This is a genomic window from Janthinobacterium sp. SUN120 (assembly GCF_030397735.1).
Lineage (GTDB): Bacteria > Pseudomonadota > Gammaproteobacteria > Burkholderiales > Burkholderiaceae_D > Janthinobacterium > Janthinobacterium kumbetense.
On the sequence record NZ_JAPUBW010000003.1, the window covers coordinates 213,909 to 231,033 of the forward strand.

The 17,125-nt window shown below is 56.5% G+C and carries 15 protein-coding genes and 1 tRNA gene; 9 read left to right on the plus strand and 7 right to left on the minus strand.

The window, feature by feature from the left end; all coding sequences use genetic code 11:
* Positions 1–286 precede the first annotated feature (286 nt).
* The 3 genes from acs to O0879_RS18845 all read left to right on the plus strand — a co-directional run bounded on the left by acs (position 287) and on the right by O0879_RS18845 (position 3,662).
* Positions 287–2,293 (plus strand): acetate--CoA ligase, encoded by a 2,007-nt coding sequence (gene acs, locus O0879_RS18835; RefSeq protein ID WP_289906323.1) that lies wholly within the window; start codon positions 287–289, stop codon positions 2,291–2,293.
* Between the two features lie 184 nt (positions 2,294–2,477).
* Positions 2,478–2,568, plus strand: a tRNA-Ser gene (locus O0879_RS18840).
* A 410-nt stretch (positions 2,569–2,978) separates the two neighbouring features.
* The gene (locus O0879_RS18845; protein ID WP_289918128.1) at positions 2,979–3,662 is read left to right on the plus strand and encodes a hypothetical protein; all 684 of its coding nucleotides are present in this window, start codon (positions 2,979–2,981) and stop codon (positions 3,660–3,662) included.
* A gap of 2 nt (positions 3,663–3,664) precedes the next feature.
* On the opposite strand, the gene O0879_RS18850 is transcribed toward O0879_RS18845, so the two are convergent.
* Both O0879_RS18850 and O0879_RS18855 read right to left on the minus strand, forming a co-directional pair.
* Positions 3,665–4,810: a hypothetical protein gene (locus tag O0879_RS18850; RefSeq protein ID WP_289918130.1), complete on the minus strand. Its 1,146-nt coding sequence runs from the start codon at positions 4,808–4,810 to the stop codon at positions 3,665–3,667.
* 13 nt (positions 4,811–4,823) lie between these two features.
* A complete protein-coding gene (locus O0879_RS18855) occupies positions 4,824–5,783 on the minus strand; it encodes a protein kinase (RefSeq protein ID WP_289918132.1) in 960 nt (319 codons plus the stop codon).
* Positions 5,784–6,465: 682 nt separating this feature from the next.
* On the opposite strand from O0879_RS18855, the gene O0879_RS18860 reads away from it, so the two are divergent.
* Both O0879_RS18860 and O0879_RS18865 read left to right on the plus strand, forming a co-directional pair.
* On the plus strand, positions 6,466–6,852 hold the full coding sequence (locus tag O0879_RS18860; protein WP_289918133.1) for a BPSL0067 family protein: 387 nt from the start codon (positions 6,466–6,468) through the stop codon (positions 6,850–6,852).
* Between the two features lie 10 nt (positions 6,853–6,862).
* The gene (locus O0879_RS18865) at positions 6,863–7,297 is read left to right on the plus strand and encodes an STY0301 family protein (protein WP_289918135.1); all 435 of its coding nucleotides are present in this window, start codon (positions 6,863–6,865) and stop codon (positions 7,295–7,297) included.
* 10 nt (positions 7,298–7,307) lie between these two features.
* Here O0879_RS18865 and O0879_RS18870 read toward each other — a convergent pair whose 3' ends face one another.
* Both O0879_RS18870 and O0879_RS18875 read right to left on the minus strand, forming a co-directional pair.
* Positions 7,308–7,721, minus strand: a complete 414-nt coding sequence (locus O0879_RS18870) for a type II toxin-antitoxin system HicB family antitoxin (protein ID WP_289918137.1) — start codon at positions 7,719–7,721, stop codon at positions 7,308–7,310.
* Between the two features lie 176 nt (positions 7,722–7,897).
* Positions 7,898–9,478 (minus strand): isocitrate lyase, encoded by a 1,581-nt coding sequence (locus O0879_RS18875; protein WP_034784508.1) that lies wholly within the window; start codon positions 9,476–9,478, stop codon positions 7,898–7,900.
* A 386-nt stretch (positions 9,479–9,864) separates the two neighbouring features.
* Between O0879_RS18875 and O0879_RS18880 the strand changes: the two genes are divergently transcribed.
* On the plus strand, positions 9,865–10,278 hold the full coding sequence (locus O0879_RS18880; RefSeq protein WP_289918138.1) for an SMI1/KNR4 family protein: 414 nt from the start codon (positions 9,865–9,867) through the stop codon (positions 10,276–10,278).
* A gap of 56 nt (positions 10,279–10,334) precedes the next feature.
* On the opposite strand, the gene O0879_RS18885 is transcribed toward O0879_RS18880, so the two are convergent.
* Positions 10,335–11,639: an MFS transporter gene (locus O0879_RS18885; RefSeq protein ID WP_289918140.1), complete on the minus strand. Its 1,305-nt coding sequence runs from the start codon at positions 11,637–11,639 to the stop codon at positions 10,335–10,337.
* A 151-nt stretch (positions 11,640–11,790) separates the two neighbouring features.
* Here O0879_RS18885 and O0879_RS18890 point away from each other — a divergent pair, with 151 nt between their 5' ends.
* Positions 11,791–12,507, plus strand: coding sequence for an SDR family NAD(P)-dependent oxidoreductase (locus O0879_RS18890; protein WP_289918143.1), 717 nt, complete (start codon positions 11,791–11,793; stop codon positions 12,505–12,507).
* 3 nt (positions 12,508–12,510) lie between these two features.
* On the opposite strand, the gene O0879_RS18895 is transcribed toward O0879_RS18890, so the two are convergent.
* Positions 12,511–13,029, minus strand: coding sequence for a hypothetical protein (locus tag O0879_RS18895; protein ID WP_099665265.1), 519 nt, complete (start codon positions 13,027–13,029; stop codon positions 12,511–12,513).
* 40 nt (positions 13,030–13,069) lie between these two features.
* Positions 13,070–14,260 (minus strand): hypothetical protein, encoded by a 1,191-nt coding sequence (locus O0879_RS18900; protein WP_289918146.1) that lies wholly within the window; start codon positions 14,258–14,260, stop codon positions 13,070–13,072.
* 331 nt (positions 14,261–14,591) lie between these two features.
* On the opposite strand from O0879_RS18900, the gene O0879_RS18905 reads away from it, so the two are divergent.
* Complete coding sequence (locus tag O0879_RS18905) at positions 14,592–16,547, plus strand: PKD domain-containing protein (protein WP_289918150.1); 1,956 nt, start codon at positions 14,592–14,594, stop codon at positions 16,545–16,547.
* A 118-nt stretch (positions 16,548–16,665) separates the two neighbouring features.
* The gene (locus O0879_RS18910) at positions 16,666–17,094 is read left to right on the plus strand and encodes a hypothetical protein (protein ID WP_289918152.1); all 429 of its coding nucleotides are present in this window, start codon (positions 16,666–16,668) and stop codon (positions 17,092–17,094) included.
* Positions 17,095–17,125 lie beyond the last annotated feature (31 nt).

Below are 17,125 nucleotides of genomic sequence, written 5' to 3' on the forward strand. Positions count from 1 at the left end.
ATACCAATTTTTGGCATGCCCGACATTTTACACTTGCTGTCGATTACTGCGCATGGCCTTGCTCTGTATTATTGGGTTTGATGAAATACAAAGTGGTATTGAAGCTTCGGCGCGCCAGGCATTTTCCCAGTGAAAATACTGTACGGCGTCCCCTTGACGCCCATCGCCGAAGGCGCTTATGGTTAGCCTTGACGGAGGAAAACGCTGCAGAAAATGCGCAATGTAAGGCGTCCGTAAGACATGGCGCTTATCGTGTTAGCAAACAATTACTACACTGGAGACAAGCATGGCCGCTACAGAAAACCAAGGACAGGGCACGCAGCAGCAAGGACCAGAAGAGTCGCGCGTATTTGAACCATCGGCGGCCTTTGCCGCACAAGCTACCATTTCCGGCATGGCCGCGTACCAAGCCATGGTGAAAGAGGCGGAAACCGACTACGAAGGCTTCTGGGCCAAGCTGGCGCGCGAAAACCTGAGCTGGAAAAAGCCGTTCACCCGCACCCTGAACGAAGACAATGCCCCGTTCTACAAATGGTTCGAAGACGGCCAGCTGAACGTGTCGTACAACTGCCTGGACCGCAACATCGAAAACGGTCTGGGCGACAAGACGGCCATCATCTTCGAAGCGGACGACGGCACCGTTACCAAGGCTACCTATAAAGAACTGCACGAAAAAGTCTGCAAGTTCGCCAACGGCCTGAAATCCAAGGGTATCGCCAAGGGCGACCGCGTCATCATCTATATGTCGATGTCCGTGGAAGGCGTTGCTGCAATGCAAGCCTGCGCGCGCATCGGCGCCACGCATTCCGTCGTGTTCGGCGGCTTCTCGGCCAAATCCCTGCAGGAACGCATCATCGACGCGGGCGCCGTGGCCGTCATCACGGGCGACGAGCAATTGCGCGGCGGCAAGAAGCTGCCACTGAAATCCATCGTCGACGAAGCGCTGGCGCTGGGCGGCTGCGATACCGTGAAAAACGTCATCGTGTATAAACGCACGGGCAGCGACTTGCCGATGGTGGCTGGCCGCGACACGTGGCTGCACGACCTGGTCGCAGGCCAGAGCGCGCAATGCGAACCGGAATGGGTCGATGCCGAGCATCCATTGTTCATCTTGTATACGTCCGGTTCGACGGGCACGCCGAAGGGCGTGCAGCATTCGAGCGGCGGCTACCTGCTGTGGGCCGCGCTGACGATGAAGTGGAGCTTCGATATCAAGCCCGACGACGTGTTCTGGTGCACGGCCGATATCGGCTGGGTGACGGGCCACAGCTACATCGCGTATGGCCCGATGGCCGTGGGCGCCACGCAAGTGGTGTTCGAAGGCATCCCGACCTACCCGAACGCGGGCCGTTTCTGGGAAACCATCAAGAAACACAACGTCAGCATCTTCTACACGGCGCCAACGGCCATCCGTTCGCTGATCAAGGCGGCTGACGTGGACCCGAAAGTTCATCCAGGCAACTACGACCTGACCAGCCTGCGTTTGCTGGGCACGGTCGGCGAGCCGATCAATCCGGAAGCGTGGATGTGGTACTACAAGCATATCGGCGGCGAGAAATGCCCGATCGTCGATACCTTCTGGCAAACGGAGACGGGTGGCCACATGATTACCCCGTTGCCGGGCGCCACGCCGATGGTCCCCGGTTCCTGCACCCTGCCATTGCCGGGCATCATGGCCGCCATCGTCGACGAAGCGGGCCAGGACGTGCCGAACGGCCAGGGCGGCATCCTGGTGGTGAAGCGTCCATGGCCATCGATGATCCGCACGATCTGGAACAACCCCGAGCGTTTCAAGTCCAGCTATTTCCCGGAAGAACTGGGAGGCAAGATGTACCTGGCAGGCGACGGCGCCATCCGCAACAAGGACACCGGCTACTTCACCATCACGGGCCGCATCGATGACGTGCTGAACGTGTCGGGCCACCGCATGGGCACGATGGAAATCGAATCGGCCCTGGTGGCCAACCCGCTGGTGGCCGAGGCCGCCGTGGTGGGCCGTCCGGACGACACGACGGGTGAATCGATCTGCGCCTTCGTGGTGCTCAAGCAAGCGCGTCCGACCGGCGAGGAAGCGAAGAAGCTGGCCCTGGAGCTGCGCAACTGGGTCGGCAAGGAAATCGGCCCGATCGCCAAACCGAAGGAAATCCGTTTCGGCGACAACCTGCCGAAAACCCGCTCCGGCAAAATCATGCGCCGCCTGCTGCGCGTGCTGGCCAAGGGCGAAACGATCACGCAAGACGTGTCGACCCTGGAAAACCCTGCCATCCTGGAGCAGTTGAAGGAAGCGTCGTAATGAAAGGTCGGTCCCTGCGGGGGCCGACCACGGCTTCTGTTGGGCTGCTGCTTGTCGCTGTTCGCTTTAACTTTTACCCCACGGTAAATAACTTTGGCAGTCCGTAGAATCTTTGCTATAATCTGCGGCTTCGCGACAAGCGAGAAATAGTACGCAATGCGAGCAAGTAGACGCATTGCCTGCAGGAGAGGTGGATGAGTGGTTGAAGTCGCACGCCTGGAAAGCGTGTATAGGTTCATAGCCTATCGGGGGTTCGAATCCCCCTCTCTCCGCCACAGACGAAAAAGAAAAAGCTACCCTCGGGTAGCTTTTTTTTTTCGTCTGTACGCGGAGAGAAGCAGGGCGCCTGCGCGCCCTGCGCGGGGGATTCGAAGGGTCGGGCCTACCGGCCCGGCCCTCTCCGAATCTACTGGATGCTGCCGCTGAGCGGCAGCTCCGCGCGCCTGCGGCGCGCGTTCGTGGTTCTAATTAGGTTTCGACTAAGCATGCTTTTACGGCGTCAAATGCATGAATCCGTGTTCGAATGGTAGAACTAGTTCTTACTCCACCTGTTTTAATTTATCGACTGGTGCTCATGGAGATGGTTATAATAAATTGATCGAATATTATGCTGCACCTACTAGTTCATTGAATCTAATTGGGATAATAGCGTACTGGTGTAAGGGTTTTTTAACACTCAAAAAATATGAACCGATCAACCAAATCTAAAATTTTCACAGGCTTCAAAACCGAAGAGCAATTGGTAGAGGTAGTCCTTTCTTTTATCAAAAAATCGGCAGGATCTGGCTATAAAGCCGAATTAGAGCTTGATGGTGGTGTCGGGATTGCTGATATTGTGCTCTACAAGCGGCATCCTAGAACGACACGAGAATTACGAAAGCTGGCTTCAGTTCCCCCAAGACTTGCACCGTTGCTTGATCCATTGACGGCGGCTTACATCAGCACATGTGATGATCTAGCTAGCTCTCTGGGTCTTTCAAGTTCCGCCGCTCTGCGCTTGATAAAGCAGCTACAACGGCTGGGGCTGTGGACGGCGCACCCGTCTAAATCTGCGTTGGCATCGGTAAGGGTTCCGCCGTTTCAAACAATCGTAGCTATCGAAGCAAAGCTTGCTGATTGGTCACGCGCCTTAGGCCAAGCATACCGTAATCTTCAGTTTGCGGATGAATCGTGGGTTGTGCTCGATCATCGCTTTCATAGGCCAGCCGTCGCTCAATTAGAACGTTTTATTCGCTCAGGCGTCGGTTTAGTTTCAATGGACCTTAACGGTGATCTCTACGTGCATCACCGTGCTACTACTACGCCAGCCATGAGCTTGACCAAGCGCTGGCACGCTCAAGCTGCGTTAGCACGGCGTGTGGCAAAATAGTATCAGCTAAGCGCATCCAACCAAGGCTTGATGTGGCTTCCTCTCCCATGCCGCTCCAGCTCTATACCTTTCGCCTCAATTTTTGAGTACCAGGTTTTAGCACTTTTCAGCCGATCAACGAGCATGGACTGGCGTTCAATTAACTTCAGAGGTTTCATGCTGGCTACATGATCATGCATGTTTTTAAAAAAGTGCTTGTATAACTGTGGTTGATTAAAGGTCGGCTCAACAGGAGATGCTAGTGCTTGCTCGGCACCGTCCGTAGGGTCGTAAATAGCTTTCCATACTTCTGGACATTTTTCTCGAATTGTTTTTGCATCTTGAAATTGAACCCAATTCAGCAGGCCAGCCAAGTAAATTCGAGCCTTCGGACCACGTCTTTCTCCTTCGCTTTCGACAAATTTTTCGATCGAAAATATTCTCGTGTTTTCGAAGCTTCCCATGGTTATCGTTACATCAGTGGATGCCGCGAATATAAGACCTTCTACATTGGTATAGCCCACTGTCAATTTAAGACCACTGCCAGTTATTTCTTTAAAGAATTGCATGCATGCTGTAAGGAAACTTACGTCGTGTATCTGTTTTGTGTCTCGAACGTTCTGATAAACTAGATATATTTCTTCAACATTTGGATAGGACGTTATCCAATTTAAGAGACGAGTTCGAAACGCAGAATCCTCGATCATTGGCGACGTTATGGCGACACATAGGCAGACTCCGGAATTACCTGCTGCTTTCATGAATGCATCTACTGTAAATCGTCGTTGCCGCTCAACATAGTCAGAATACATTTGATCTAGAAAGCGCGTTGGAACAACTATGGTGCGGAAGCCTTGATCTTTTTGGAATTCTACACAATTTTCTGCGACCTTGGTTGCATGAGTTGCGAACGTCGATGTTTGAAATCCGCCATTAACCATCTCTGGAAAAAAAGGATAACTTTGTAATTTAGACTTACGCGAGCTGGGCAAATAAAACTGTGGATCGAAATATGAAGCCGAACGCGTTGCAGCGCTTAAATTTTCGATGTTCGTCATCGATTGATGAAGAGGACTTAGAATCAGTCCATCACCGCAGTGGTCCTTCTCAAATGAATCAATGTTCCAAACTGCGTTGTGTCCTACTTGATGGAGAAGCTGAAGCGTCATACCAAGGTCATCCTTATATAATTTTCAATGCTGTCAATTTTTCAATAAATAGTGCTGGTGTGCGTGGGCGTTTCCATGGAAATTTTTCCATAGTCCAGCTAACAAACTCTGAGATTTCTGAGTTCGCTACTCCCAATTCTTTTAGTGACTTTGGAGTTTCATTCTCTATCGCATAAGCCAATTCGAAATCATTCATGTTATTTTTTTCTCGGAACGGATGCTGACCTGCGAGTAGACGATACATCAGTACTCCAATTGCAAAGAAATCTGTTTTAAAGCTGATAGCGTCTTTATCGTTTGCGATTTGTTCGGGGGCAGCAAAATCAAGAGTCAGTGGTGCATTTCCCCAACCGTTGCTCGTCAGCCCCACGCTACCTGTTTCTCTCACGATGCCAAGATCAATGATGACTACGCTGCCACATGGCTTAATCAAGATGTTCGCAGGTTTTATGTCTCGGTGGACGAAGCGGCGTGGATGTAACCACAGAGGGGAAAGAGCGTCTGCGATTCCGATACAAAGGTCAATGACTGCATTAACCTTCCATTCATACGCTTCCATGGTGTGTGCCAAAGTACTTGAAATCACGAATTCTTCTATGCTTACGTAGAGCTTCTCAGGTAATTGCTCGTCACTGACAGGATTGTCTATGAATAAATTGCAATAAAGCAATACTGGAAAATTTGCAGGTCTAACCTCAGAAAGGATGGAGGTTTCAGCTTGTAGGCGTGCGAGTGCTTCTGCGGAAGCGTCTGCTACAACTTTGATGACGACACGCCCCCATTTTTCCCAGCCAAGTAGAAAGTTAGAAGGTTCGTCGTTGAATTCTTCTATTACATCAGGGGATATTCGAGCATCTTCGAAATGGCCGAAGTAGACTACTCGTTGTCCTGACTCGGCAGCTACCTCTTCAATCACTAAGCTTGGCAAACAGGCTACAAGGTTTTCCCGCAGTTGTTGTGAATCTTTAGGCAAAGAAGAACTCCCTGTTAATGATGCATCAGCAACGTCGGTTGAACAGATTATTTTGAAGTACAGCTAAAGTTAAATTTGACTAGAAGTAATTTTTTATAAATTAAGATTGGACACGACTTTACGCCTTTTGTTGCTGGAAAAATCTCTCCAATTGTCACGATGGATATTGGGCGGGATTGAGGATTGGAAATCTTGCTGACTTGAATCTTCGTATAGTTGACCTGCAAGAGTGTGGAGTGATACCCGCAAATTCAATAGCAAAGAAATGGCACCAAAACTGTAGGCAGGATATTTGAAGTTAGTTAACCATGGTGAACTCTGCTGAAGAACTCTGGGGTCAGGTTCGCCATTTGTACACGATCTAAGCCTTGGCCATTTCGATCTGCATCGATGTCTGAACTCATGTGGCAGACGCAGGGTCACGTCTGCCATTCGGACACAACCTCAGCTATTTATCTAATGCTTTACCTGGCAATATTTGCTTAATCTTGTTTCCTGCCGCGTTATTCAGATGCCGCTTCCGCATAGAGCAGTGTCACTTTGAATGACGAACCTGTCTCACGGCTCGTTGACCTATCACTCGAAATAACCGACTTCCCCTCAAATCTTGCGGTTCCTCAATCCCCGCACAGTTTCCCCCATGTATCGTAAGCCTCTCCCACAAAGCCATGGAGAGAGTCTCATGTCCTACACCTACAGCAAAGTCGACGAACTGGAAAAAACCACCATGGTCGGCAACCACCAATGCGTTGCGCTGGTCCGCCACTACGCGGGTGCGCCTGCCACGTTGGCCTGGAAGCAGGGGGAAGCGGTGCTGGGGAATCGTTTGCTGCGTAAAGGCACGGCCATTGCCACGTTTATCAAAGGGAAGTATGCGAATCATCAACAAGGCAATCACGCGGCCTTGTATATGGGGCAGACGCTGGACGGCATCATTGTCATGGATCAGTGGACGGGCAAGCGCCTGGGCATCGTGACTTCGCGAACCTTGCGCTCCAAAGGCCAGTACAAGAATGGCTTGCATGTCGATCCCAGCAACAATGCCGATGCTTTTTTTGTCATCGAATAGAGGAGCATCCATGCGACATAAACGTTTGTTGACCGGTGCCGCCTGCTGCATTTTCCCTGTGTTCACGCAGGCTGCCGTGACCGCCTCATATGCCTGCCCGCAGAGCGTGCCTGCGACTTCGATCAGCCTGAACGCCGTGCCTGCCGGCTGGACACCGTATATCGGCAGCCCGCTCTACCTCAGTGCCGCGGCGCCTATCGACGGCGCACCGGAGCGCAGGGGGCAGCTCGTGCCCGGCGGGGAGCGCAAGAAGAAAGGGCGCACGATACTCAGCTACCGTCTGGAAGGCTCCTATCCAGACGGCAAGTGGTTGCAATGCAGTTACGGCGCGCATGGTGAGGTGACACTGTCGAAGAGAATGGACGACAGCGTCAGCCTTTGTGAATTCACCTACAGGAAGGGCAGCAAGGCCGGGCAGAACGAGATCGATATCGATTGCCGTTAAGTCATTGGCATCACCGCGCACCGCCTCCGGCCTCGATCAAGCTGAGCGCCGCACGCGACAGCAAGCCGCTGCGCGTCTCGTGCCGCACCGCCGCATAGCGGTCGATCTTGCTCAATACAAAGCGCGGCAGGCTGATGTTGATGCGTTCGGGCTTGCTGTCGAGCTTTTCAATGTCGAGGTGGGCCAGTGCCCAGATGCCACCCGCATGCTCAGGATTGGCCTGCAGGGCTTCGATCTTGCTTTGCGTGATTTCCACTGGCTCGCCCAGTTCCAGCAGTGTCTCGATGTGGCAGGTGATGGCTGACCGAACGTTGTTGAGCGCGTCTTCCACGCTGTCGCCCCACGAGTGGACGCCTTTGATGTCGGGGACGTTCACGCCGTACACACTGTCGGCATCTTTAAAAATGACAACGGGGATATTCATGGCTGTTCCCTCATGCACTATCTGTTGAACTCGGCAACGCGGAGGAGAAATGTTGCTCTCTGCAAGCATACGCATAATGTGTATCAGTGTGTATTCCAGGTCTGACGCTACGCAACGTTCAGACGCAAAAAAGCCCGCCAAAGCGGGCTTTCTCACTCTACAGCCAAACCAACAACTCAGAACTGGTTCATCGTGTTGTCTTTACCAGCTGCTTTGAGCGCCGCTTCGCCGCTGAAGTAATCCTTGTGGTCGTCGCCGATGTCCGAGCCGGACATGTTTTGATGTTTCACGCAGGCGATGCCCTGGCGGATTTCCTTGCGCTGCACGCCGGCCACGTAGCCCAGCATGCCCTGGTCGCCGAAGTATTCCTTGGCCAGGTTGTCGGTCGACAAGGCTGCCGTGTGGTAGGTTGGCAGGGTGATCAGGTGGTGGAAGATGCCGGCTTCGCGGGCCGAGTCGGCCTGGAAGGTGCGGATCTTCTCGTCGGCGGCGATCGCCAGTTCCGTCTGGTCGTATTCCACGCTCATCAGCTGGGCACGGTCGTAGGCGGACACGTCCTTGCCTGCCGCTTTCATGCCGTCGAAGATTTGCTGGCGGAAGTTCAGGGTCCAGTTGAACGATGGGCTGTTGTTGTACACCAGCTTGGCGTTCGGGATGACCTTGCGGATTTCGCTGACCATGCCGCCGATTTGCGCGATATGCGGTTTTTCCGTTTCGATCCACAGTAGGTCGGCGCCGTTTTGCAAGGAGGTGATGCAGTCGAGCACGCAACGCTCTTCGCCGGAACCGGCGCGGAACTGGAACAGGTTGCTCGGCAGGCGTTTTGGACGCAGCAGCTTGCCTTCGCGCTTGATGATGACGTCGCCATTGCCCAGCGCGTCGGCCGACACTTCTTCGCAGTCGAGGAAGGAGTTGTATTGGTCGCCCAGGTCGCCTGGTTCATTGGTGACGGCGATCTGCTTGGTCAGGCCGGCGCCCAGCGAGTCCGTGCGGGCAACGATGATGCCGTCGTCCACGCCCAGTTCTAGGAAGGCGTAGCGGATGGCGCGGATCTTGGCCAGGAAGTCTTCGTGCGGCACCGTGACTTTACCGTCCTGGTGGCCGCATTGTTTCTCGTCGGATACCTGGTTTTCGATCTGGATGCAGCAGGCGCCCGCTTCGATGAACTGTTTTGCCAGCAAATAGGTCGCTTCGGCATTGCCGAAACCGGCATCGATGTCGGCGATGATGGGCACGACGTGGGTCACGTGGCCGTCGATCTTCGCCTGGATGGCTTGCTTGGCATCGCCCTGGGCCGCGTCCAGCTGGCGGAACAGGCCGCCCAGTTCGCGTGCATCGGCCTGGCGCAGGAAGGTGTACAGTTCCTTGATCAGGGCCGAGACGGCGGTTTTTTCATGCATCGACTGGTCCGGCAGCGGGCCGAACTCGGAGCGCAGGGCGGCGACCATCCAGCCGGACAGGTAGAGGTAGCGACGGTCGGTGCTGTTGAAGTGCTTCTTGATCGAGATCATCTTCTGTTGACCGATGAAACCGTGCCAGCAGCCGAGCGACTGGGTGTACTTGGATGGGTCCGCATCGTAGGCGGCCATGTCGTTGCGCATGATCTTCGCCGTGTACTTGGCTATGTCCAGGCCGGTCTTGAACTTGTTCTGGGCGCGCATGCGGGCGGCGGACTCGGGATTGATGGCGTTCCAGGCGCTACCTTGTTGGTCTTTCAAACCAGCAACAGCCTTGATGTCGTCTTGATATTGGGACATGTGAATCTCCTAAAAAGAAAAGCTATGTTTGAGAAAATCGCCGAGTGCGCCACAACGTCTTGTCGAAGCAAACTGCATGACTAAATAGTAGGCCGATTCGCGCCGATCTTCAAGTCTTATATAAGACATATAACTTAAATTTAATCGTTCTTTTTCAACGACTTAATTATAATTTTTCAGGATGTGAAATGAATTTTCAAAAAGTGAGAGCATTAATGGATGAGTCTGCCGTTTGAAATCCCGCGATGTGAAACGCCTTTTCAGATTTTGGTGCAGCGCGACAAATCGGGGCGAAAAAAAGCCACCCGAAGGTGGTGTAGCGGTACATTTGTTTTAATATCATGCTCCGCTTGTGAAAGGTAACGTCAGCGATGCAGATTAACGGTATGGATTTACCCGTCGAGTATATTGCTTTTGCGGCAAGATATCGGGACGCGGCAGGATTCTGCAATTTGAGGTTGAAGGAGGAGCTCGATTCTTTCGGTCGCGTCCTGCAGACGGAATTGGCGCACATCTATGCGGATGCCGCCGAATTGACTGCCCGGACAGCGCAGCTTGGGGCGTATTTCGTCGGCGATGGCTGCTATGGAGAGCCTGGAAGCAGCAGTGCTGGCCCGGGAGCCATGCCGGACATCGTTGATTTTACAGAAGTCATTTGTTTCGGCATGGCCGGTGACGGGAGTCAATTCTGTCTCGATTTCAGGGGTGCCCGGGGGGCACCATCTGTCATCTTGTGGGACGATGACTACTGGCGGAAGATTTCAAACTCCTTTGCAGACTTCCTATTGCTATTTTCTTGATCGCTTACCGGGGCAACTGCTGCAGCGCACGAGGCAAGCCCGTGCGCTGCCCAAATCTAGCGTCCCACCGTCTGCCGTTGGTCCTTGATGAACAGGGCCGTCAGCATGCCCACCACGCACACGCCGATCACGTAATAGGCGGGGCCCAGCACGTTGTTCTTCAACATCAGGGTCACGACCACGGGCGTCAGGCCGCCGAAAATCGCGTACGACAAGTTGTAGGAAAACGACAGTCCCGAGAAGCGCACCTGGGCCGGGAACGCCTGCACCAGCACGTAGGGCACGGCGCCGACGACGCCGACAAATAAACCCGTCATGGCGTACAGGGGCAGCAGCAGGTCGGGGCGGGTGCCGACGGTGGTGTAGAAAATGTACGTGGAAATGGCCAGCAGCACGGAACCGACGAAGATCACGCGCTTACCGCCCAGGCGGTCGGCCAGCATGCCGGCGATGATGCAGCCGAAGGCCAGGCACAGGGTCGCCACGGTATTGGCCACCAGGGTGGTGCGCGGCGCGATGTGGTGGATCTTTTGCAGCAGGGCAGGAGTCATCAGGATCACGACGACGATGCCGGCCGACAACATCCACGTCAGCAGCATCGACACGACGACGGCGCCGCGGTGGCTGCGCAGCACGGATTTCAAGGGCATTTCCGTCGCCAGCGCCTTGCGCTGCTGCATTTCCGCAAACACCGGCGTTTCATGCAGCCAGCGGCGCAGATACATGGCGCCGAAGCCGAAGATACCGCCCAACAAGAATGGATAGCGCCAGGCGCCATCGGTGATTTCTGCCGGCGTGTAGACGGTGTTCAAGCCCGTCGCCACGAGCGAGCCCAGCAGGATGCCGACTGTCAGGCCCGCCGTCAGCACGCCGCAGGCAAAGCCCGTGAAACGGCTGGGTACGTGTTCGGAGACGAACACCCAGGCGCCCGGCACTTCGCCGCCCACGGCCGCGCCCTGGAAGATGCGCATCAACAGCAGCAGCAGCGGGGCGGCCAGGCCGATGGTGGCATACGTGGGCAGCAGGCCGATCAGCAGTGTCGGCACGGCCATCATCAGGATGGAGAGCGTGAACATGCGCTTGCGGCCGAGCAAGTCGCCGAAGTGGGCCATGACGATGCCGCCCAGCGGGCGCACGACGTAGCCGGCGGCGAAGATGCCGAAGGTTTGCAGCAGGCGCAGCCATTCCGGCATTTCCGGCGGGAAGAACAATTGGCCGATGGCGTTGGCAAAGAAGACGAAGATGATGAAGTCGTAGAATTCCAGCGCGCCGCCCAGGGCGGCCAGCGACAGGGTCTTGTAGTCTTGCTGGGTGAGGGGACGGCTTGCGGCGTTGCTTGCGGCGGTGTCGGAGGTAGGCATGTGTCTCGTTCTTGTGTGTTATGGGAGATTGCCAGACCTAGCATACGCATTTCCGCCGCGTGAGTAAATGCGGGGGGAGGGGGAGCTGCCTCAGCTGTGCTTAATACAACGCCGCTATCATCGGCGTTGACTTCATTGCAAAGGACACAGTATGCACATCATGATCGTGGGCGCCAGCCGGGGCCTGGGACGCGCGCTGGTGGACGGTTTGCTCGCTGACGGGCATGCCGTCATCGGCGTATCGCGCCAGCAACCTGCCGACTTGCCCGCCGGCCAGGGTACGCAGCTGCAATGGATCGCGGCGGACCTGGCCGCACCTGCCGAGGCCGTCGAATGCATCGCGCGTGCAGCGCCGGCCGCGCTGGACGCGGTGATCTACAACCTGGGCGTGTGGGAAGAAAAGGCGTTTAGCGACGAGTATGCTTTCCTCGGCGATGCGGACGACGCCATCGTCGACATGGTCAATACGAATATCACGGCGACGATATTGCTGCTCAAGCGTCTGGTGCCGCGCTTGCTGGCCAGTGGCAAGCCGCAGCTGATACTGACGGGGTCGACGTCCGGCCTGCGCCAGAGCGGCCGCCCGGAAGTGACGTTCAGCGCGTCGAAATTCGCGCTGAACGGCATCGCCGACGCCTTGCGCGAAGGTTTCCGCGAACAGGGGCTGGCCGTGACGGCGCTGCAGCTGGGCTACCTGAATACCTACGATGGCTTGTCCGTGCCGCTGGCGGACGCTAGCGCGCGCGGCGAAGGCGAGCTGATACCCGTGCATGACGTCGTTGCCGTCGTGCGCATGCTGCTGAACCTGTCGAATGCTTCGTTCGTGCGCGAACTGGTGATGCCCGCGCTGCGCGACGAGCGTTTCTGACTCTTATGCGTCCTTGCCGTAAACCTCGGACCAGCCGAGACGCTCTTCCAGCCACTCGTCCACTTCCGAGCTATCCATGTGCATCAGGGCGGCGCCCAGCCGCAGCTTGCCCTTGGCCAGAGCCAGCACGGCGAACACGGATTCCAGCATGACGGGGTCGAGCTGGCCCTGCAGGTCGCGCGCGGCGATGGCGGGCAGTTGCGCCCAGGCATCGCGGTAGCTGTCGGCCAGCCAGTCCGGCAGAGGCGGATTGTGCAGGCGGTGGCGCTCGATTTCAATCAGGGCGATGAGCGCATAGAAATCTTCCTCTCGCGCTTGCGCGCCGCCCAGCATGGCGACGAGCTGGGGCACGGCCGCATACGAGGCGACGCCCACGTCGCCCTGGTGGTGCAGCTCTTCCCACAGCTCATGCCACACGTCTTCGCCCGCCTGCATGGCCTTGAGCGCCTCGGCCACGTCGTAAGGCATGCGGTAGCCGCCTTCCAGGGTGGGCCAGAGAGGATCGTCGAGTGATAACAGCATGGTTTTCCTTGATGGGATAGCTCGGCTGAGCAAACGCGCACTATACAAGCACCCGGCGCACGCAGAGCGCGTAGCCGTCAAACTCGCGCAAAGTCTGATAGGCGACGCCCGTGTCAAAGTCCTTGCACCAGGCTTCGTCTTCGATGTCGCCCGGCTCGCTCGACCAGTGCCAGTTTGGCCGGAATGCATCTTTCAATGTCGCATACAGCAAGGTCTGCTCGCGCCGGTTGGGCAAGCTGTGACCGAGGCTGGCGGCCCAGTCTGATGTGGCTTGCCACGAGTCGTACTCCGGCTCGAGCTTGTCCGGCTGCAATAGCAGATGGTAGTCGGGCACGCCATCCTTGCCGAGAATCAGGCCGGCATAGCGCTCGCCCTGCCGCAAGGGGACGGGGGCGGCCGCCGATGGCGCCAATTCGACCCGGCGCACGGCGCAGGCGCGGCCGCTGTAGGTCTTGCGAAAGTTGTATTGGGTGCCGTTATCGAAATCGTGGCTCCAGGCCAGGCGGGGCAGGATGGCGTCCGCTTCCGACGACCAGTACCAGGCATCCGGGAAGGCGTCGCGCAAATTGGCGTGCAGCAAGGCCAGTTCGCTGCGCGTGGGCAGGCAGGCGCCGCGCGCCGCGGCCCAGTCGAGCGCGGCTTGCCAGGGCAGGGCGCCGGCTTCGCCGGGCAGCAGGAACAGCTGGTAGTCGGGGGCGCCAGCGTGGCCAGGCATGATGCCCGCGTAGCGTTCGCCGGCAATGGCGCCCAGCACGCCAGGGCAATGCTCGAACCAGCCATCGTCTTCTTCCTCGGCAATAAAGGCCGCGATCAGCGCCTGAGGCGCGGGCGGCGCGCCGGCCAGCAGGGAGTTGAAGCAATTGATGGCCGAGGCGTGGGGCGTACCGGCGCCATTGGCGATACCGACGAGAAACTCGCCAGCCCAGTCGGGCAAGGTGGCGATCAGGCGCGGCAGTTCATGCAGCAGTGCCATGCAATACGCCGTCTCGCCGTAGCGCCAGGCGGCGCGGTTGGTTATCTGATAGGCGCCGTAATCGTGTTCGGCTTGCACGGATTGAAAGATGGCCAGTGCATATTGCGCGCCCTCCTTGCCCGTCAGCGCATCGAGCATGGCGCAATAGCGCTGGAAGCGCTGCTGGGCTTCATCGGGCGGCGTGGTGCTGTCGTCGTCCTGGATGATGTTGCCCAAAATTAAAAGTTCGGCTTTCCAGTGTTCGAATGAGGATGGCATGGAATGAATGAAATGATCGCGACGAGCTGCCATTATGACCTGTGCCGCCCGTGATTTTATTGATGGTGGCAGATTTCTTTTCGATCAAAATGCATCGTCCTTGTTTTCGTGTTTATTAATTCGGCTTCCTGTGGTGACTCATCGTTACAAATGAATTTTATTAGATGGTTGTGGTGCAATATTTTCCTCTGCTTGAAATGGACAATACGAAGGCGGCGCTGGAATTAATATATTTTTATGCCGTTCAATTCAGCGGTTGCCTATCATATTTTTTACTTATCGTGAATAATTCGGGTCGAGTGAAATATCATTAACCTGATCGGAATATCACGTGAATAGTAGAATTTTATTTTGTGCGCTGGCTTTTGCTGCCTTGTCGGCCTGTGGCGGCGGAAGTAATAACGCGGCGGACAATGGCGGCGCAGTCGTGCCACCCGTTACCCCTTCCATTCCGGTGGCGAATACGGCGCCCGTCGCGCAGGCCGGGCCCGCCCAAAGCGTGGTGGTCGGCAGCGTCGTGACCTTGGACGCGAGCGCCAGCTCCGATGCGAATGGCGATGCCTTGACCTACAAATGGGTGATCAGCTCCAAACCTGCATCCAGCGCCGCTGTCCTGGATTCCTTATCTGCCGTGAAACCGACTTTTACCGCTGATGTGGAGGGCGTGTACGTGGCCACGCTGATGGTCAATGATGGCAAGATCAGCAGCGAGCTGTCGTCGGTGACGGTTGCCGCGTCGGTAGCCAATGCCCCGCCTGTCGCTAACGCGGGGCAGTCAATGACCATTGTTGCGGGTATGGGTATTATGTTGGATGGTAGCGCAAGCAGCGATGCGAATGGCGATATCCTCACCTATAAATGGAGCCTGGTATCGAAGCCTGCCGGCAGTACTGTACGGATCGTGGATGCAAACTCCGTGCGTCCGTATGTCGGCGTGGATTTGCCGGGTGCCTATGAACTGAGCCTGGTTGTCAACGATGGCAAGGTCGATAGTGCGCCGGCTTTCGTGACGACGACGGCGGTTGTCGGCAATGCCCGGCCATTGGCCAATGCGGGCGTGGCGCAGAACGTGCTCAAGGGGAACACCGTCATTCTTGATGGCAGCGCAAGTTCCGATGCGAATGGCGATGCCCTGACGTATTACTGGACCCTGACTTACCGTCCTGCGGGGAGTACTGCCACGTTGTCGTCCGCAACGCTGGTGAAACCCTCTTTTATCGCCGACAAGGCTGGCACGTATGTCGCCACGTTGCGTGTGTGGGACGCAACGACATCGAGCGATTCAATGAGCGTCACGATTACGGCGACGTCCACGAATGCCGCTCCGGTGGCGAATGCCGGGGTGGATCAGCGTGTGCTGGCAGGTGCGTATGGTGTGACCCTCGATGGCAGGGGCAGTTCGGATGCGGACGGCGACAATCTCAGCTATAAATGGACGTTCATTTCCGTGCCGCCAAATAGCATGCTGCAACCGTTTCCCGGCGAATTGTACCGCAGCCAGGCAGTCAGCAGATTTTGGGCGAATGTGCCGGGAACCTATGTCGTCAGCCTTGTCGTCAATGACGGTACGGTCGACAGTGCACCATCAACCGCCACCATTATTGCCACTGCAAGCTCGACCAATGCGGAGCCGATGGCCAATGCGGGCATAGATCAGGTTGTCGCACCAGGAACGACCGTGCGTTTGACGGGACTTGGCAGTACGGATGCGGACCGCGATGTCTTGACATACCGCTGGCAGTTGAAGAGCAAGCCTGCTGGCAGTGCGGCCGTGCTGTCGTCGCTGACTGACGCGCAGCCGACATTTGTCGCAGATATGGCCGGTGATTATGTCGCGACATTAATCGTCAACGATGGCTCGGTCAATAGTGGCGAAGATAATGTCACGGTAACGGCGACGCCGAATCTGCTCAATTTATACCAGGTGCAGGACAATGGGGCCGGTCCGGTCGAGACGAAGACCGGCTTGCCTTACCTCGCCAATGCGACGGTACAGAGGTCGTGCTCGGGATCGTGTGCGGCCAACTTTACGGTCGATACCTTCAAGGTGGCCGCCGCCGGGACGAGCTTCATGATTACCAATGTGACGGCCGTCGACAGTACCGGCAAGGTCGTTCCGGCCATCGTCGGTCTGGTGTCGGGCCAGGTCATTCCTGCCGGCAGCAGCGCCACCTTCTCGCTGGTGTCGCCCAAGACGAATGGCGCAACGGCTAAACTGAGCTACAAGTTCTTTGTGGCGGAAACGGGCCAGTCTTTCGTTTATAACGCCGACTTCACGTCAAACTAAGTGATGTAACTAAGTGATGTAACTAAATGATGTAACTCAGTGATGTAACTCAGTGATGTAATATGGCGAATGCCGGGCTTCGGTTCCGCGTTCGCCAGCCCACCTTGCCTCCTACCCCATGCCCACCTGGACTTCCCCGCCCCAACTCGTCGCCCTGGCCGCCTTTTATGCGCAGGCGCAAGCCCATCCGGATGCCATCGGCGACGCGGCCTTCCTCGGCGCCGTCAAAGCCGCCCACTGGCCCACCAACTGCTGGAGTTACGTGGAAGCATCGTTCGCCATCATCGCGCCCGCCTGCCTGCTGCGTCCGCATCTGACCGCCGAGCTGATCGCCTTGCCGATCGACGCCATGATCGCGGGCGGCCTGGACGATGCGGGGCAAGTCATCGCCATCGGCCTGGCCTGCGCCACGCGCGACGCGCCGTATGTGGCGGTGAGCGCAGAGGGCAAGCGCTGGCTGACGCAGGTGTGGCCGACTCTGGAAGAGCTGGTCGAGACCGTGTTTCAAGCCAGGCTGCAGGAGGCGCTTGCGGAAGATGAGGACTAGGCAAGCCTGCCCTTGACTTGGAAAGCCCGTT